The organism is Cupriavidus sp. MPR-AND1C (assembly GCF_058809705.1).
The window spans coordinates 34,491-51,094 of the sequence record NZ_JBXASU010000008.1 but is presented as its reverse complement, the minus strand read 5'-3'; the positions used below and the strand labels follow the sequence as shown (position 1 = coordinate 51,094).

15 protein-coding genes are annotated in these 16,604 nt (G+C 66.2%); 9 read left to right on the top strand and 6 right to left on the bottom strand.

The window, feature by feature from the left end; translation table 11 throughout:
* Positions 1-3 precede the first annotated feature (3 nt).
* Complete coding sequence (locus tag AC1RWI_RS07230) at positions 4-993, bottom strand: LysR family transcriptional regulator (protein WP_492865375.1); 990 nt, start codon at positions 991-993, stop codon at positions 4-6.
* A 289-nt stretch (positions 994-1,282) separates the two neighbouring features.
* On the opposite strand from AC1RWI_RS07230, the gene AC1RWI_RS07225 reads away from it, so the two are divergent.
* The 3 genes from AC1RWI_RS07225 (at position 1,283) to AC1RWI_RS07215 (ending at position 4,528) form a co-directional block, all read left to right on the top strand.
* On the top strand, positions 1,283-2,320 hold the full coding sequence (locus AC1RWI_RS07225; RefSeq protein WP_043353158.1) for an aromatic ring-hydroxylating dioxygenase subunit alpha: 1,038 nt from the start codon (positions 1,283-1,285) through the stop codon (positions 2,318-2,320).
* Positions 2,321-2,326: 6 nt separating this feature from the next.
* Entirely contained in the window at positions 2,327-3,286 is a 960-nt protein-coding gene (locus AC1RWI_RS07220) for a PDR/VanB family oxidoreductase (RefSeq protein ID WP_492865373.1), read from the top strand.
* A gap of 84 nt (positions 3,287-3,370) precedes the next feature.
* Entirely contained in the window at positions 3,371-4,528 is a 1,158-nt protein-coding gene (locus AC1RWI_RS07215) for an ABC transporter substrate-binding protein (RefSeq protein ID WP_492865371.1), read from the top strand.
* Between the two features lie 112 nt (positions 4,529-4,640).
* On the opposite strand, the gene AC1RWI_RS07210 is transcribed toward AC1RWI_RS07215, so the two are convergent.
* Positions 4,641-5,483 (bottom strand): transporter substrate-binding domain-containing protein, encoded by an 843-nt coding sequence (locus AC1RWI_RS07210; protein WP_492865369.1) that lies wholly within the window; start codon positions 5,481-5,483, stop codon positions 4,641-4,643.
* Positions 5,484-5,557: 74 nt separating this feature from the next.
* The gene (locus AC1RWI_RS07205) at positions 5,558-6,577 is read right to left on the bottom strand and encodes a succinylglutamate desuccinylase/aspartoacylase family protein (protein ID WP_492865367.1); all 1,020 of its coding nucleotides are present in this window, start codon (positions 6,575-6,577) and stop codon (positions 5,558-5,560) included.
* A gap of 292 nt (positions 6,578-6,869) precedes the next feature.
* On the opposite strand from AC1RWI_RS07205, the gene AC1RWI_RS07200 reads away from it, so the two are divergent.
* The 4 genes from AC1RWI_RS07200 (at position 6,870) to AC1RWI_RS07185 (ending at position 10,587) form a co-directional block, all read left to right on the top strand.
* Positions 6,870-7,682: a MetQ/NlpA family ABC transporter substrate-binding protein gene (locus tag AC1RWI_RS07200; RefSeq protein WP_492865365.1), complete on the top strand. Its 813-nt coding sequence runs from the start codon at positions 6,870-6,872 to the stop codon at positions 7,680-7,682.
* A 45-nt stretch (positions 7,683-7,727) separates the two neighbouring features.
* Positions 7,728-8,621 carry a methionine ABC transporter ATP-binding protein gene (locus AC1RWI_RS07195; RefSeq protein ID WP_492865363.1) on the top strand — a complete coding sequence of 298 codons (894 nt, stop codon included), beginning with the start codon at positions 7,728-7,730 and terminating at the stop codon, positions 8,619-8,621.
* The gene (locus tag AC1RWI_RS07190; RefSeq protein ID WP_492865361.1) at positions 8,602-9,258 is read left to right on the top strand and encodes a methionine ABC transporter permease; all 657 of its coding nucleotides are present in this window, start codon (positions 8,602-8,604) and stop codon (positions 9,256-9,258) included. The genes AC1RWI_RS07195 and AC1RWI_RS07190 overlap by 20 nt, the downstream gene beginning before the upstream one ends.
* 366 nt (positions 9,259-9,624) lie before the next feature.
* Positions 9,625-10,587 (top strand): tripartite tricarboxylate transporter substrate binding protein, encoded by a 963-nt coding sequence (locus tag AC1RWI_RS07185; RefSeq protein ID WP_492865359.1) that lies wholly within the window; start codon positions 9,625-9,627, stop codon positions 10,585-10,587.
* Positions 10,588-10,807: 220 nt separating this feature from the next.
* Here AC1RWI_RS07185 and AC1RWI_RS07180 read toward each other — a convergent pair whose 3' ends face one another.
* The 3 genes from AC1RWI_RS07180 to AC1RWI_RS07170 all read right to left on the bottom strand — a co-directional run bounded on the left by AC1RWI_RS07180 (position 10,808) and on the right by AC1RWI_RS07170 (position 13,404).
* Complete coding sequence (locus AC1RWI_RS07180; RefSeq protein ID WP_492865357.1) at positions 10,808-11,737, bottom strand: AraC family transcriptional regulator; 930 nt, start codon at positions 11,735-11,737, stop codon at positions 10,808-10,810.
* Between the two features lie 242 nt (positions 11,738-11,979).
* Complete coding sequence (locus AC1RWI_RS07175; RefSeq protein WP_043353164.1) at positions 11,980-13,035, bottom strand: alkene reductase; 1,056 nt, start codon at positions 13,033-13,035, stop codon at positions 11,980-11,982.
* Positions 13,036-13,107: 72 nt separating this feature from the next.
* Positions 13,108-13,404: an ArsR/SmtB family transcription factor gene (locus AC1RWI_RS07170; protein ID WP_043353167.1), complete on the bottom strand. Its 297-nt coding sequence runs from the start codon at positions 13,402-13,404 to the stop codon at positions 13,108-13,110.
* Positions 13,405-13,639: 235 nt separating this feature from the next.
* On the opposite strand from AC1RWI_RS07170, the gene AC1RWI_RS07165 reads away from it, so the two are divergent.
* Entirely contained in the window at positions 13,640-14,872 is a 1,233-nt protein-coding gene (locus tag AC1RWI_RS07165; RefSeq protein WP_492865355.1) for an MFS transporter, read from the top strand.
* 123 nt (positions 14,873-14,995) lie between these two features.
* Positions 14,996-16,594, top strand: a complete 1,599-nt coding sequence (locus AC1RWI_RS07160) for a DUF1800 domain-containing protein (protein ID WP_492865353.1) — start codon at positions 14,996-14,998, stop codon at positions 16,592-16,594.
* Positions 16,595-16,604: the final 10 nt, after the last annotated feature.

The following is a 16,604-nucleotide window of genomic DNA, read 5'->3' as shown; positions in this document are numbered from 1 at the left end:
CGCTTACTTTCCCTTTGCCGCTCGCCGGGGCCGCCTGGGTTGCGGCGCAGGCACCGCCGCCTCATCCTCGCCATCGTAGACCCGTGGATAGTGTTCGAAGGTCCGTTTCACCAGCTCGCGCAGCCAGATGATTGCCGGGTCATGGTGGAAACGCGGATGCCAATGCTGCTTGATGGCGAATTCCGGCAGCGCCACCGGCGGCTGCATCACGCGCACCGTGCCGTAGCGGGCAAAGACGTTGGCGAGCTCCAGCGGTACCGTGGCGATCAGGTCCGGCTGCTGCTCCATCAGCAACGGCACTACCAGGAAGTGCGGCGTCGAGAGGTAGATATTGCGCTGGATGCCATGGTCGTCAAACGCGCTGTCGTACGCCGCGCTGGCGCGCCCGGACAGCGTGACCACGATCTGCGGCATGCGCTGGAACTGCTCGAGCGTCAGGGCATCGCCAACCTCCTGGTTGCGCGCGCTCACGATGGTCACGAACGAGTGCATGAACAAGCGCTGCTGGAACAAGCCTTCCGGCGCGGCGCGAATCGATCCCAGTGCCAGGTCGGCCTCGCCCGTGCCGAGCATGCCCTCGATCTGCTGTAGTGGAACCTGCAACGTGCGCAGCTTGCAGTGCGGCGCCTCGCGGCGCAGCCTGCTGATCAGCGGCGGCAGGAAGACCAGTTCGCCCATGTCGGTCATGCACAGGTTGAACGTGCGCCGTGCCGCTAGCGGATCGAAGCGGAATTGCGACAGGACTTGCTGCCGCACAGTGGCCATTACGCCGACAATGGCCTCGGTCAGTTCCTCCGCCTTGTGCGTGGGCGTCATGCCTGCTGGTGTCTTGACGAACAACTGGTCATCGAAGAAGGCGCGCAGCCGGTTCAGTGCGTGGCTCATTGCGCTTTGCGTCAGGCCCAGCTCTTGCGCGGCCTTGGTCACGCTGCGCTCCCGCAGCATCGCATCGAACACCGCAAGGAGGTTGAGGTCCAGCTCATCTGCATGCATGGCGTACATTCTCGCTATTAGGTGGATGACGTTGACGCATGTTTCCTCCAAATCTATTCTGCAGTCAAGGACCCCGGAGATGGGTCGCCGCACTGGAGACAAGACATGACATCCCACGCTCGCACGCGCCGCCACCGGCGTTCCGGCCTGCAAGGCGCGTTGCCGCCATCCTGACTCTCCGCTTTTTTTAATGCCCGCAACACGCATTGCCTGCAAGCAATGCGTGCATGGCAACGTGCGCCCTGAATCTGCGCGCCGGGCGCAAAGTGAACGCTCCAAGGAACCCCGCATGTTCATCAAAAACACCTGGTATGTAGCCGGCTGGGATAAGGAAATCCCTGCCGAAGGCATGTTCTCCCGCACCATCATCGGCGTGCCTGTGGTGATGTACCGCAAGGAAGACGGCAGCATCGTCGCGCTGGAGGATCGCTGTTGCCATCGTGGCGCGCCGCTGTCGGTCGGGCGCAGGGAAGGCGATTGCATCCGCTGCATGTATCACGGCCTGAAGTTCGACAGCGCGGGCAGATGCATCGAGGCGCCCGCGCAGGAGCGCATTGCGCCGCAGGCCAAGGTGCGCAAGTTCCCCATCGTCGAGCAACACCGCTGGGTGTGGATCTGGATGGGAGACCCGGAAAATGCCGATCCGTCGCTGATCCCGGATACGCAGTGGCTGGACCATCCGGAATGGCGCAGCCTGGACGGCTACATCCACTACGACGTGAATTACCTGCTGATCTGCGACAACCTGCTGGACTTCTCGCACCTGCCGTTCGTTCACCCCACCACCCTGGGCGGCAGCGAGGACTATGCCGCGGTGCGGCCCAAGGTGGAGCGTATCGACGGCGGCGTGCGGATCACGCGTTGGGCCATCAATACCGAAGCGCCCGCCTTCGCCAAGGCCGTCAAGGATTATCCGGGGAAGGTCGATCGCTGGAACATCTACAACTTCACGATCCCCGCCATCCTGTTAATGGACTCCGGCATGTCTCCCACCGGCACGGGCGCGCCGGCGGGCGTGCGCGTCGATGCCGCTGAGTTCCGTGGCTGCCAGGCCATCACCCCCGAGACGGAAAATTCCACACACTACTTCTTTGCCCATCCGCACAACTTTGCCATCGACAAGCCGGAAGTCACCGCGTCGATTCATCAAAGCGTGGTCACCGCGTTCGACGAAGACCGCGAGATCATCTCCGCGCAGCAGCGAAGCCTCGAGCTTGAGCCCAGCTTCAAGATGATGCCTTTTTCCATTGACGCCGCGCTTTCGCAATTCCGTTGGGCGGTGAACCAGAAGCTCGAAGAGGAAGCGGCGGCGTCCGCGCGGAGGTAGCCCGGCATGCTCGAACTGATCGTATCCAGGATGACCGCGGAGGCCGAGGGCATTCTCGGCATCGAGCTGCGGCGCCCCTGCGGCGGCGCCTTGCCGGCGTTCACCGCGGGCGCCCACATCGATGTGCACCTTCCCGGCAATATCGTCAGGCAATACTCGCTGTGCAACGACGCCACGCAGACCGACCGCTACTGCCTTGGCGTGGGGCTCGCGCCCTCGTCGCGCGGGGGGTCGCGGTATATCCATGAAGGACTCAAGGAGGGCGACGCGCTCGCCGTGAGCGCGCCGCGTTCGCTCTTCGGCATCGACGCGGCCGCCTCGGTGCATCTGTTCATCGCCGGCGGCATCGGCATCACGCCGATCCTCAGCATGATCCGCTGGTGCGAGGCCAACGGCCGGCCGTGGAAACTGCTCTACTGCATGCGCTCGCGCCAGCGCGCGGCCTACCTGGATACGTTGTCGCGCTACGGGGAAAGGGTGCAACTGCATGTCGATGACGAGAGCCAGGGTGCGCTGGCGGATCTTGGCTCCTTTCTTGGCGGGCTGCACGAGGGCGGTCACGTGTATTGCTGTGGGCCTTCGCCACTGATGGACGCGGTGGCCGTCAAGGCGGCGGCGGCGGGTGTGCCACGCGCTGCCACGCACTTCGAGCAGTTCAGCGCGGATCCGCAGCAGGCCGGTGCCCATGCCGATGCGGACGCGGCTTTCACGGTTGTCCTGCACCGGCACGGCGGCCGTTTCACCGTGCCCGCCGGCTCAACCATTCTCGACGCGCTTGAGCACAACGGTGTGCCGTTGCCGTTCTCCTGCCGCGAGGGGCTGTGCCGCAGTTGCGAGGTGCCCTTGCTGTCCGGCAAGGCGGACCACAGGGACTACGTGCTGAGCGACGAAGAGCGCGAGGCCAACACAGCCATCATGATTTGCGTTTCGCGGGCGCTGACTCCCGAGCTGGAACTGGACATCTGAGCACGCCGCGCAGCCCCGCCGCCTGGCAAAAGCACCACAACACGCGCCACCCAGATGGCCGCGATCATCCAAGGAGACAAGACGATGTTCCATCCCATTCGCTCAATGCTGGCTGCCGTGCTCGCCATGGCCAGCCTGGCGGCAACCCCCGCACGTGCCGATATCAACGTCGGCGTCACCCTGTCGCTGACCGGTCCGGCGGCGTCACTCGGCATGCCGGCAAAGCGCGCGATCGACCTTCTGCCAAAGGAGGTCGCAGGGCAGAAGCTGAACTTCATCCTCCTCGATGACACCTCGGATCCGAGCGTCAGCGTGCGCAACTTTCGCCGCCTGGTGGATGAACACAAGGTGGATGTGGTGATGGGCTCCTCGGTCACGCCGTCCACCATTGCACTGGTCGACATTGCCGCCGAGACCAAGGTGCCTTTGATGAGCCTGGCCGCCAGCGCCAGGATCGTCGAGCCGCAGGACGAGAAACGACGGTGGGCATTCAAGGCGATCCAGAATGAGAACCTGATGATCGGCGCCACGCTTGACCATATGCAACAGGCCGGGACGAAGACGCTGGCATTCATGGGCTTCTCGGATGCCTATGGCGACGCATGGCTGTCCGCACTCCAGCCGCTGGCGGACAAGGCCGGCATCAAGCTTGTGGCGACGGAGCGCTATGTCCGCACGGACACCAGCGTCGTTGCGCAGACACTGAAGATCATTGCCGCGAAGCCGGATGCCGTCCTTGTCGCCGCATCCGGCACACCCGGCGCCCTGCCACAGAAGACGCTCAACGAGCGCGGGTACAAAGGAAGCGTCTACCAGACCTACGGCATTGCCAACCGGGACTTCCTGCGTGTTGCCGGAAAGGATGCGGAGGGCGCAATCTTCGCGGTTGGGCCGGTGCTGGTAGCGGACCAGCTTGAGCCAGGCAGCCCGATGCGACCCGTGGCGCAGGATTTCGTCAAGCGCTACGAGGCCGCGTACGGCCCTAACTCAGCCTCGATTTTCTCGGCCAATGTCTGGGATGCGGGCCTGGTGCTGCGTGCGGCGATTCCCGGCGCCCTTGGCAAGGGCAAACCGGGCACCGAGGCGTTCCGCATTGCGCTGCGCGACGCATTGGAGAGCACCAGCGGTGTCGTGACTACCCAAGGCGTGACGACGATGTCCCGGACCGACCATGTTGGCTACGACAAGCGGGCCGCGGTGCTGGTCCAGATCCAGAATGGCGTATGGAAATACCTGAAGTAGATCGTTGCCTAAGAGGCCGTTTCAAAGTGAGGCGAAGCGGTTCTGGCCGGGCGCAGTGGTACGGCCAAGGCCGCGCAACGACGCCAGAATCTTTTTGAGGCGGCCTCTAAGGCTAAGGCTTGCCGCTGAACTTGCGGTGCAATTGCGCCAGCAGCGGCGAGCGCGGCAGCAGGTCGGCCTTGCTCTCCAGTTCGATCAGCCGGCCGGAGCCGTGCAGGCCTTGGATGATGCGGTCCACCGCCGCCGCCGTGTCTTTCTCGCCCTTGCGCACCCAGGCCACCTGCGGGGCAGGATCGACCTCGTCGGGCAGCACCGCGTAGTCGCGCCATTCCGGATCGCGCGCCACCAGCGTGTTCAGTGTCACGCTCTCATGCACGGCTGCCACGCACGAGCCGCCGCCGCGCAGCGCCAGCAGCGATTCGGACATGCCCTTGAAGCCTTTGAGCTCGGCGCCGTATTGCGCGCTCAGCGGCTTGGCATAGCTGCTGCCCTGCGAAAGGTAGACCGGCTTGCCGCGCAGATCCTCCCAGCGCTTGATGCCGCTGCGCTTGAGAAAGACCGCGGTGCCGCCGTTGCGATAATACGGCGTGGGCGCGTAATCCATCTGCGTGGCGCGCTCCGGCGTCAGCAGCATGATGGCAACCAGCAGATCCACCTTGCCTTGCTGCAGGAACTGCACGCGGTTGGCTGGCAGCACGGGTACCAGTTCGGCTTGCACGCCCAGGTCCCCGGCGATCTGCCTGGCCAGTTCCGGATTGAAGCCGATCATCTCGCCGCTGGCCGGATCGATCGAGCCGAAGCCGCCCGTGCCGTTGACGATGACGCCGATGCTGATCTTCTTGCGCTGGTGGATGCGGTCCAGCGTGGCGTCGGCATTGGCGGCGGCGCTGCCGAGCAGCGTGGTGAGTACTAGCGCAAGGAGTGCGGGGCGTGGTGAGGCGGATAGGCTGGACATGGGAGTGCAAACTGGTGAGGTGTAGAGCGGCGCCGTGATGCCGGCGTGTGCGCCTTGTGCGAAGCAAGCGCTGATCAATCGTCGGCCAGCTGGAACAGGCAATCGCCACGCTGCGTGAGCGCGGGCACGCGCTTGCAGATCACCAGTCCGCTGGCCGGGAAGCGGGCGATCACCGGCTCGCGCTCGAGGCTGTGCGGCGTATGCAGCAGCGCCGCGGGCTGGCCGGCATCCACGTGATCGCCAAGCTGCACCAGTGGCTCGAAGATGCCGTCTTCCCGCGCATAAACATAGTGGCGCTCCCGGTCCACGCGCAGCAGTCGGGTGGCGTGCGGCGCCGCGGCAGGCACCAGCGGGCCGCGTACAACGCCGTGGTGCCCTAGCAGATGCAGGAGGCCGTGCCACGCATCTTGCAGCGCTACGGCATCCACCATGCCCGCGCCGCCAAGTTCGGTCAGCAGTGCCAGCACGCCCTGGCGGCGCGCCGCCGCCAGCAGGCCGACCGGGTTGGGAACCTCGTTGATGAAGGTGTGCGGCAAGCCGAAGGCATGCACCGCGTCGAACAGCCGCGCCTTGGCGGCAGCGTCTTGCGCGGCCTGGGCAAACAAGGTGGCGCCGTGGTATTGCAGTGAACTGCCGCCGGAGTGCAGGTCGATAGCCAGGCTCACGCGTGTGAGCAGCGAACGCTCGACATAGTGAGCGATGACCTGCGTCGGTGTGCCGCGCGCATCGCCGGGAAAGCTGCGGTTGAGGTTGCCGCCGTCCAGCGGCGACGTGCGCAGGCCGGCTTGCGCAGCCGGATAGTTGGCCATCGGCAGCAGGATCACCTGGCCCTGCACCATCTCCGGCGTGAGCGCGCGGATCAGCCGAGAGACCAGGATCTGGCCTTCGTATTCGTCGCCGTGGTTGCCTGCCATCACCAGCACGGCGGGGCCTTCGCCGTTGCGTACCGAGGCGATCGGGATGGGCAGCCAGCCATAGGCGGAGCGATGCGCGGAGTGCGGCAGGCGCAGGTAGCCGGTGTGCTTGCCCGGCGCGTCGAAATCGACTTCGCTGTGGATGGGGGAGGCGGGCGCGTGCCTCGGGGAGGAAGCCATGGTGAAGCCTTCGGGTGATGGCCGCGCGAGCCGTGCAGCTCGCGCGGCGTACGGAAACCCGTCACTCTACGCAGCCGGCCCGGCGTGCGGAAGGAACAATTCGGCGCATGGATATGCGTACGGCGTGCGCACGCTTTGACTTCCGGTCGCCACGGCTGCCACGCTGGCAGGATTTCCGGATTTGCTATTGCAGTTTTATTCTTGGACCGGCATGCCGTCGCTTACCTAGACTGGTTGCCTGGCATTTCGCCAGCTCAATCAACGCCAGCAACGTCTCCGAGGTGAACGGCTTATGAACCTGCGTGCAATTTTCTCCACGGTCCTCGCCGCCACGATGGCGCTCGCCATCGGCGCCGCTCCGGCGCTGGCCGCCGACAAGCCCATCAAGGTCGGCGTGCGCGGCGGGGTGGACGAAGAGATCTGGGAAGTGGTGACCAAGGTGGCCAGCAAGCAAGGCCTCAACGTGGAGCCGATCGTGATTACCGGCACCGCCAGCCCCAACGAAGCGCTGAACAATGGCGATCTCGACGCCAACGCGTTCCAGCACAAGCCGTTCCTGCGTGACCAGATCAACCAGCGCGGCTACAAGATCGTGGCGGTGGCGGACACGCTGATCTCGCCGATCGCCTTTTACTCGCGCAAATACAAGTCGCTGGAGTCGCTGCCGCAGGGCGCGCGGCTGGGCATTCCCAATGATCCGAGCAACCAGACCCGGGCGCTGGTGATCCTGCGCGATCACGGGCTGATCAAGCTGCGCGAGGGCTTCGACCCATACACCGGTACGGCCACGCTGGGCGATATCACCGCCAACCCGAAGAAGCTGGACCTGGTGGAAAGCGCCTCGGTGGTGCTGGCGCGCTCGCTGCCCGACGTGGATGCCGCCGCCGTGGTCAACACCTTTGCCTACCAGGCCGGGCTGATCGCCACGCGCGATGGCATTGCGGTGGAGAAGAAGGAGCACAACCCGTATGTGAACGTGATCGCCGTGCGCGAGCGCGACAAGGCCGCGCCGTGGGTGGCACCGCTGATCAAGGCGTACCACTCGGACGAGGTGCGCAAGTTCATCCTGACCAAGTACCAGGGCTCGGTGATCCCGGCGTTCTGATGTGGTGGATGTCGTTGTTCATGTTGTTCCCGGAGGATTTTCATCGTGTCACAGGCGCCCCCGCTGCAATCAAGTCCGCCGCATATCGTCTTCGAGAAGCTTGGCAAGCACTACCCGGGCGCGCCCGCGGCGGCCTTGCAGGAAGTGTCGTTCACGGTGGCGCGCGCGGAGGTCTTCGGCATCATAGGGCGTAGCGGCGCGGGCAAGTCCACGCTGTTGCGCACCATCAACATGCTGGAGCGTCCCAGCGCCGGGCAGGTGCGCGTCGATGGCGTGGACGTGGGCACGCTGGATGAAGATGGCCTGGTGGCGCTGCGCCGCCGCATCGGCATGATCTTCCAGCATTTCAATTTGCTGTCGGCCAAGACTGTGTTCGAGAACGTGGCCTTGCCCCTGCGCGTGGCCGGCGTGCCGCGCGCGCAGATTGTGCCGCGCGTGATGGCGCTGCTGGAACTGGTGGGCCTGGCCGACAAGGCGCAGGTTTATCCGGCCACGCTGTCCGGCGGGCAGAAGCAGCGCGTGGGCATTGCGCGCGCGCTGGTGCATCGCCCGGAGATCCTGCTGTGCGACGAGGCCACCTCGGCGCTGGACCCCGAGACCACCGAATCGATCCTGGCCCTGCTGCGCGATATCAACCGCACGCTCGGACTGACCGTGGTGCTGATCACGCACGACATGGCGGTGATCCGCCAGGCTTGCGACCGCGTGCTGGTGCTCGACCAAGGCCGCGCGGTGGAGCTCGGCACGGTGTGGCAGGTGTTTACCGAGCCGCAGGCTGCTGCAACGCTGGCACTGCTGCGTGCGCTGCGGCTGGATTTGCCAGTGCCGGCCGGCGGCGAATTTGCCAAATCCATTCATGCGGCCAATGCCGTCAACGCGTCGTATGCGAGCGCGCGCGTCAATATCGAGATCCAGGCTTATGTTCCCGCCAATGGCTGACAAGTACGTAAAGGCGCTGGGCGAAACCTTGCTGATGGTGAGCGCCGCCTGCCTGGTGGTGTTTGTGTGCGGCATGGCGCTGGCCATCGTGCTGACGCTGAGCGCGCCGGGCGGCTTGCGTCCGCGTGCGCGGCTGCACCGCACGCTGTCGGCGCTGGTCAACACCTTCCGCTCGATCCCGTTCATCATCCTGCTGGTGGCGATGCTGCCCGTGACGCGGCTGATCGTCGGCACCACCATGGGCACGTGGGCGGCGGTGGTGCCGCTGAGCGTGCACCTGATTCCCTTCTTTGCGCGCATTGCGCAGGTCAGCCTGAACGAGATCGATCCGGGCCTGATCGAGGCCGCGCGCGCCATGGGCTGCCGGCGCTGGCACATCGTGCGCCACGTGCTGCTGCCCGAAGCGTTGCCCGGCATCGTTGGCGGCGCAACCGTCAGCGTGATCGCCATGATCGGCTCGTCGGCGATGGCCGGCGCGGTGGGCGCCGGCGGCCTGGGCGACCTGGCCATCCGCTACGGCTACGAGCGTTACGAGACCGCGGTGATGTTCAACGTGATCGTGATCCTGGTCGCGCTGGTCACGCTGGTGCAGTTCGGCGGCGAGCGGCTGGCGCGGCGCTTCGACCACCGGCGCTGAGCCGGCCACGCAGCGCGTGCCGCCGTTGCCGCCACGCGCACGGCCCACTCGGCGGGCGCAACCTCGACCTGGCCGGCGGGGAATTGCAGGGCGGGGAGGGACAGGCTCGGGTCCGGCAAGGCAAGCAGCGGTTCGGTAACGGCGTTGATGCGGCGCTCCAAAAAAAGGGGGAAGCGGAACATCCCAAGGCCGCCGCCCGGGCGTGCCAACGCCGCAATCGGGTTTTTGGAAAGGCAAGGGCGGCAGGCGGCGATGCGGCAGCGATGCGCCATCCCGTAGAATCCCCCCTGCGCGGCCGCTCCCATGCGCCGCACGCCATGCACATACCCGGCACCACCCATAAAACCAATAACGCAGGAGCGCCCCTTGCAGAAGCCCTTTGCCCTCATGGCCGCAGCAGCACTGACGACGGCTGCCGCCTTTGCCCACGCCGCTTATCCCGAGCGGCCCATCAAGCTGATCGTGCCCTTTCCGCCGGGGCAGGCCACCGATATCTTTGCGCGCGCGCTGGCCGAGCGGCTGGGCAAGCAGCTTGGCCAGCCGGTGGTGGTGGACAACCGTGCCGGGGCGGGCAGCAACCTCGGCATGGAGATCGCTTCCCACGCCGCGCCCGATGGCTACACGCTGGTGATGGCCGGCAGCGCGATGGCAGTCAACCAGACCCTGTACAAGAAGCTGAACTACAACCCGCGCCAGGATTTCCAGCCGATCTCCGGCGTGTTCTCGGTGCCGCTGGTGTTCCTCGCCACGCCGGCTTCCGGCATCGTCTCGCTGCGCGACCTGATCGCCAAGGCCAAGGCCGCGCCAGGCAAGTACAGCTACGCCAGCGCGGGGGTGGGGGGCACACAGCATCTGTCGGCCGAAATGCTCAAGGCCCAGGCCGGCATCTTCATGGTGCACATCCCCTACAAGGGCAGCGGCCCGGCGCAGTCCGACTTTCTCGGCAACCAGATCCCGCTGATGGTGGATTCGGTGACGGCGGCGTTGCCCCTGATCCAGTCGAAGAAGGCCGTGCCGCTGGCGGTCACGGTGGCCAAGCGCGCGCCGCAGCTGCCATCGGTGCCCACGGTGCGCGAGCAAGGCGTTCCCGGCTTCGAAGCGCTGGGCTGGGCCATCCTGATGGCGCCCAAGGGCCTGCCCCCCGCGCTCGTGAGCCAGCTCAACGCGGAAACGGTGAAGGCGCTGCAGTCGCCCGAGCTGTCGAAGTTCATCACCGACCGCGGCTCGGAGCCGATGCCGATGAGCCCGGAGGAAACCGGCAAGTTCGTCGACAGCGAGATCCACAAGTGGGGCGCGGTGGTGAAACGTTCGGGCGCCCAGGCTGACTAAGCGCCTGGCGTGAAGCAAGGAATGGCCGGGCGCCGCATGGCGGCTCCGGCCATTTTCTCGTGCCCGGGGGGGCAGTCCGCTATGCGTACCTGTTCAACCGCGCCACGCGGCGGCAAAGCCTGACCGAGATCGGGAAGATCTCCTAAGCGCGTTGCAAAACCCTGTTGGCCGATGCCGGGTTGGTGGCGTCGGTGGCGCAGGCGCTGTCCGCCTCGCAGCGCTAGAGCGCACGCACGGGAATACACAGCTCGCAGGTCAGCGAGCCCGTTCGCGCGTCCAGCGCCGACACTGCTGAGAACCGCTCGAAGCACGGGCGCTCGTCGCATTGCAGACCGCTGGACGGCAGCCATTCCCGGGTCAGCCAGGTCCATGCCTGGGCGATGGCGGCAGGGGCGCCGCTGAATTGCGCCACGGCGTAACGTCCGCCCGGCAGGACGGAGACGCTGGCCTGGCCGCCGGGCTGGAAGGTTTCAGGTATCTCCACGCAGGCGTCGTAGCGGCACTTGTCCGGCGGCGTGATGCCGGGGGCGTCGTGGCCGATGCCGTAACACGTTTGCCCGGCCAGGCCGTTGGCATGCATCCATGGCGCGACGGTTTCACGCCAGAAGGTGCCGATCGCCGGACCGTAGGGGCCGATGTGGCGTTGGTAGGCGACACGTGCCTCGGGTAGATCGATGACGCGGACTTCCATATTGCTCTCTCCATCTGTTTGGCGGGAGAGGCCATGGTCGATGAAAGCACCGTCATCCACCTGATCGGGATTGCGCAGGACCTGATCGGGATTGCTATGGCGGTTGGCCAGGCGCGCGCGCGCCGCCGCGACCCGCGCGGCCCGATGTTCGGCTGCGCCTGCGCGCCAGGCAGAGGGCGTGCAGCCAAACTTGAGCTTGAAGGCGCGCGCGAATGCCTCGCCGGAGCCGAAACCGGTGGCCAGTGCGATTTCCAGCACCGAGGCGCAGGGTTTGCAAGCCAGCTGAAATGCGGCGGACTCGAGCCGGCGCCGCCGTGCGTAGTCGCCTAGCGTCTCGCCCATCCAGGCCGCGAACAAGCGATGAAAATGGAAGCGGGAAAAGTTCGCGACGTCCGCCAGTTGGGCCAGATCGAGCGCTGTGTCCAGATGCTGGTCGATATAGTCGAGCACGCGGTTCATGCGCCGCGTGTACTCCGCGCGATGGATACGCAACTGCGATGGGTCTGACTGCGGGCCTTCTGCTTGGTCGGTGGGTGCCATGGCTGCGGATTATGGCATGACGGCGACAAGCGCAAACCGGCCCGACCAACGGAAAACGCCCCGCGCTGGGCGGGGCGTTCAACCGTTCAACCGGTCACCTACTCGGCCAGGTCGCCTGGCCGCGCGCGCTCATGCAAGCCGGCGCGGGCCGGCAACCGTGCTCAGGCAAGCGCGGGGTAGTCGATATAACCTTCCGCGCCCGAGTGGTAGTAAGTCTCCGGCTGCGGCGCGTTCAGCGGTGCGTCGATCTGCAGGCGGCGCGGCAGGTCCGGGTTGGCGATGAACAGCTGGCCAAAGGCCACCGCATCGGCTTCACCGGCTTGCAGCACGTGCTCGGCGGTTTCCTTGGTCATCTTCTCGTTGGCGATATAGGTGCCGCCAAACGCCTGCTTCAGCGCGGGGCCGAGGCGGGGCTCGCCCAGCGCTTCACGCGAGCAGATGAAGGCAATGCCGCGCTTGCCTAGCTCGCGTGCCACGTAGCCGAAGGTGGCCGGCAGGTCCGAGTCGCCCATGTCGTGCGCATCGGCACGCGGTGCCAGGTGCACGCCCACGCGCGATGCGCCCCACACGTCGATGCAGGCGTCGGTCACTTCCAGCAGCAGGCGGGCGCGGTTTTCGAGCGAGCCGCCGTAGGCGTCGGTGCGCTTGTTGGTGCTGTCCTGCAGGAACTGGTCGAGCAGGTAGCCATTGGCGCCGTGCACTTCCACGCCGTCGAAGCCGGCGGCCTTGGCGTTCTCGGCGCCGTGGCGGTAGGCTGCGACGATGCCGGGGATTTCATCGGTTTCCAGCGCGCGCGGCGTGACAAACGCGCGCTTGGGGCGCACCAGGCTGACATTGCCCGCGGCGGCAATGGCGCTGGGCGCCACCGGCAGTTCGCCGTCCAGGAAGACCGGATCGGAAATACGACCCACGTGCCACAGCTGCAGGAAGATGCGGCCGCCGGCGGCGTGCACGGCATCGGTCACCACCTTCCAGCCGGCGACTTGCTCGTCGGACCAGATGCCCGGGGTGTCGGCATAGCCCACGCCTTGCGGGCTGACCGAGGTGGCTTCGCTGAGGATCAGGCCTGCGGAGGCGCGCTGCACGTAGTACTCGGCCATCAGGGCGTTGGGCACGCGGCCGCCACCCACTGCGCGCGAGCGCGTCAGCGGCGCCATGATGACGCGGTTGGGGAGGTCGAGGTCGCCGATGCGGATGGGGTCGAAGAGAGAGGTCATGTCAGTTTGTCCGGGTGTCGAGGAGAGTGGCGCACCGTGGGTGCGTAAGTAGGCGCTCGCGCGCCGCTGGTATCAAAGATCGCTGTGCATGTGATCGAGAAAGGCCTGGATGGTCTGCTCGTCACGCTTGAAAAAAATCCATTGGCCAACCCGCTTGGAAGTCACCAGCCCGGCGCGTTGCAACGTGGCGAGATGTGCCGACACGGTGGATTGCGACAGTCCGGTGCGCGCGTCGATCAGGCCCGCGCAGACGCCCAGCTCGAGCGGATAGTCCTGCATGGCGAAATTCTCCTGCGGGGCTTTCAGCCAGGCGAGGATGCTGCGCCGTACGGGATTGGCCAGGGCTTTGTGGATGGCGTCGATGTCCATTGCGTGGGTTTGTCCGGTCTCGGAGGCACGGGCTGTTTCGCGTTTTGGCGAAACATATATCCGCTTCTCACAAAATTAATATCGCAACTATACGATATACGTCGCGGCTCTGCTGGAGAGGCCGTTGCGCCACATGGTAGTACCTACTCGGCGCATGGTTATCTCTATCTGGTTGCTTAAAGAAACCAATGTGACTTAGACTCCGTTCAGTTTCTTTATAAAACCAAATGGATCCATGATGACGCCTGACCCTGCCACCGCCGCCACCTTGGCCACCGCACCGTTGGCGCAGGCCCCGGACGCGCCGTCTGCCATGCCGTCGTCGCTGGTCTGGCTGTTCGCATTGGCGTGCGGGCTCAGCGTGGCCAACGTCTACTACGCGCAGCCCTTGCTGGATGCGATGGCGCGCGAGTTCGGCTTCGGCCATGGGTCGGTCGGCATCGTCGTCACGGCCACGCAGGCGGGCTGCGCGCTGGCGTTGCTGCTGCTGGTGCCGGTGGGCGACCTGGTGGACCGGCGCCGCCTGATCCTGCTGCAGTTGCTGTTGCTCGCCGTCGCCCTGGCGCTGGTGGCGGCGGCTTCCACCCGCACGGCATTGCTGGCAGGCATGCTCGCCGTGGGCTTGCTGGGCACGGCGATGACCCAGGGGCTGATTGCGTTCGCGGCCACGCTCGCCGCGCCGGCCGAGCGCGGGCGCGTGGTGGGCGCCGCGCAGGGTGGCGTGATGATCGGCTTGCTGATGGCGCGGGCCATGGCGGGCGTGCTGGCGGATCTTGCCGGCTGGCGCGCGGTGTACGTGGTCTCGGGCGTGCTGGCGTTGCTGATGATCGGGCTGCTGGCGCGCCGTTTGCCGCGGCAGGCCAGCGCGCCGGCCAAGCTGCGTTACGTCAGCCTGCTCGCGTCGATGTTCACGCTGCTGGCGCAGGAGCGCACGTTGCAGGTCCGCGGCGTGCTCGCCATGCTGATGTTCGCCGCGTTCAGCGTGTTCTGGACCGCGCTTGTGCTGCCGCTGAGCGCGCCGCCGTATTCGATGTCGCATACCGCCATCGGTGCCTTTGGGCTGGTTGGCGCTGTGGGCGCGCTGGCAGCAGCGCGTGCCGGGCGCCTCGCGGATCGCGGGCTGGGGCAGTGGACCACTGGCATCGCGCTGGTGCTGCTGGTGGCGTGCTGGGCGCCGCTGGCGTTTGCGCGGGAGTCGCTGTGGCTGCTGGTGGCGGGCATCATCGTGCTGGACCTGGCCGGGCAGGCCATCCATGTCACCAACCAGAGCATGGTGTTTCGGGTGCGGCCGCAAGCGCACAGCCGTCTGGTGGGCTGCTACATGTTGTTCTATGCGCTTGGCAGCGGTGCCGGGTCCATCGCCTCGACGCATGTCCATGCGTACGCAGGATGGTCCGGCGTTTGCATGCTGGGCGCGGCGATCAGCGCGGCCGCGCTAGTATTCTGGGGGGTGACCTTACGTCGGTAACGCGGCGGGAGCTTTCATTTTGCTTACTGGTTCAGGCTGGATATCGGGTGAATCCACGTCAACCAAATCCCGTCGGCCAGCGTAAGAGCGGTGTCACCCCTCGGGGTTCGAGACAGGCCAGCCATGTCCTTGCGCATTTCACGCCTGCGGTCACGCACGATGTCCCGCCTGATGTCGGTTTGCCTCCTGAGTGCGGCCGCAGGCCTGCTGGGTGCCTGCGCGCAAGGCGGCAGCGCGCCGCAGGGTACAACCGGTGCGGCCCTGAAGCCGGCCGACCTGCACTGGCTCAACACCGTTACCTTCGGCGCCAACCAGTCCAGCATCGAGCGCCTGCGCAAGCTGGGGCGCGAGCGCTATCTCGAAGAGCAACTCAAGGCGCCCGGCACCGATACGGGCGAGCTTGCCGCCACCATCGGGGCGCTGAGCATTGCCCAGCAAAGCGGTGAGCAAAGGCTGCGCAGCGTGCGCGCCGAGCAGCAGCGCATCAATACCCTTACCGACGAAGACGAAAAGCAGAAGGCGCGCGACGCGCTCAACCGCAGCGGCAACGACGCGGTGCTCGACACCAGCCGCCGCCATCTGCTGCGTGCCCTCTACTCGCCCGCGCAGCTGCGCGAGCAGATGACGTGGTTCTGGATGAACCACTTCAGCGTGTACTCCGGCAAGGGCTCGGTGCGTTGGGTACTGGCCGACTACGAGGACAAGGCGGTGCGCCCGCATGCGCTGGGCAAGTTCCGCGACCTGCTGATGGCGACCGTGACATCGCCCGCCATGCTGGAGTACCTGGACAACGCGCAGAGCGCGGTCAACCGCATCAACGAGAACTATGCGCGCGAGCTGATGGAGCTGCACACGCTGGGCGTGGCCGGCGGCCCGAGCGGCTCGCGTTACACGCAGCAGGATGTGCAGGAGCTGGCCCGCGTGCTGACCGGCCTGGGCATCAACGCCAGCGGCGAGCCGCCCAAGCTCGCGCCGCAAAAGCAGGCGTTTTACCGCGCGAGCGGGCTGTTCGAGTTCAACCCGAACCGGCACGACTTCGGGCCCAAGACCTTGCTTGGCCATCGCATCGAGCCGAGCGGTTTCCACGAGGTGGAGCAGGCCGTGGAGATTCTCAGCCGCGATCCGGCCACCGCGCGCTTCATCTCCTACAAGCTCGCCGCGCACTTCGTCGGCGATACGCCAGCGCCGTCGCTCGTCAATCGCATGGCAGGTACGTTTACGCAGACCGATGGCGATATCGCGGCGGTGCTGCGCACGCTGTTCCTGTCGCCTGAGCTGAACACCACGCTGGCCTCCGGCACACGCAAGTTCAAGGACCCGATGCAGTTCGTGGCTTCGTCGCTGCGGCTGGCGTATGACGGCCGCACGGTGGCCAACCTGCGCCCCGCCATCGGCTGGCTTAACCAGCTTGGCGAGCCGCTCTATGGCCGCATCACGCCGGACGGCTTCCCGGCAGCGGAGAGCGCATGGGCCAGCTCCGGGCAGATGGTCAAGCGATTCGAGATCGCGCGCGCCATTGGCTCGGGGCAGGCCGGGCTGTTCTCCAAGGATGACGGCAAGCCGGCCGAGCGCACCGGCTTTCCTTTGCTGACCAACCGCGTGTTCTTCGACAGCATCGAATCCACGCTCGGCCCCGCCACGCGCACCGCGATGACGCAGGCGACGTCGCAGGCGGAGTGGAACACCATCTTGCTGTCGTCGCCCGAATGGATGCAGGACTGAGCAGTCCGCC

Coding starts and splice junctions, on each gene's coding strand:
- AC1RWI_RS07230 (WP_492865375.1), bottom strand. CDS start 993: ATGCATGCAGATGAGCTGGACCTCAACCTCCTTGCGGTGTTCGATGCG.
- AC1RWI_RS07225 (WP_043353158.1), top strand. CDS start 1,283: ATGTTCATCAAAAACACCTGGTATGTAGCCGGCTGGGATAAGGAAATC.
- AC1RWI_RS07220 (WP_492865373.1), top strand. CDS start 2,327: ATGCTCGAACTGATCGTATCCAGGATGACCGCGGAGGCCGAGGGCATT.
- AC1RWI_RS07215 (WP_492865371.1), top strand. CDS start 3,371: ATGTTCCATCCCATTCGCTCAATGCTGGCTGCCGTGCTCGCCATGGCC.
- AC1RWI_RS07210 (WP_492865369.1), bottom strand. CDS start 5,483: ATGTCCAGCCTATCCGCCTCACCACGCCCCGCACTCCTTGCGCTAGTA.
- AC1RWI_RS07205 (WP_492865367.1), bottom strand. CDS start 6,577: ATGGCTTCCTCCCCGAGGCACGCGCCCGCCTCCCCCATCCACAGCGAA.
- AC1RWI_RS07200 (WP_492865365.1), top strand. CDS start 6,870: ATGAACCTGCGTGCAATTTTCTCCACGGTCCTCGCCGCCACGATGGCG.
- AC1RWI_RS07190 (WP_492865361.1), top strand. CDS start 8,602: ATGTTCCCGCCAATGGCTGACAAGTACGTAAAGGCGCTGGGCGAAACC.
- AC1RWI_RS07180 (WP_492865357.1), bottom strand. CDS start 11,737: ATGAACCGCGTGCTCGACTATATCGACCAGCATCTGGACACAGCGCTC.
- AC1RWI_RS07175 (WP_043353164.1), bottom strand. CDS start 13,035: ATGACCTCTCTCTTCGACCCCATCCGCATCGGCGACCTCGACCTCCCC.
- AC1RWI_RS07170 (WP_043353167.1), bottom strand. CDS start 13,404: ATGGACATCGACGCCATCCACAAAGCCCTGGCCAATCCCGTACGGCGC.
- AC1RWI_RS07165 (WP_492865355.1), top strand. CDS start 13,640: ATGATGACGCCTGACCCTGCCACCGCCGCCACCTTGGCCACCGCACCG.
- AC1RWI_RS07160 (WP_492865353.1), top strand. CDS start 14,996: ATGTCCTTGCGCATTTCACGCCTGCGGTCACGCACGATGTCCCGCCTG.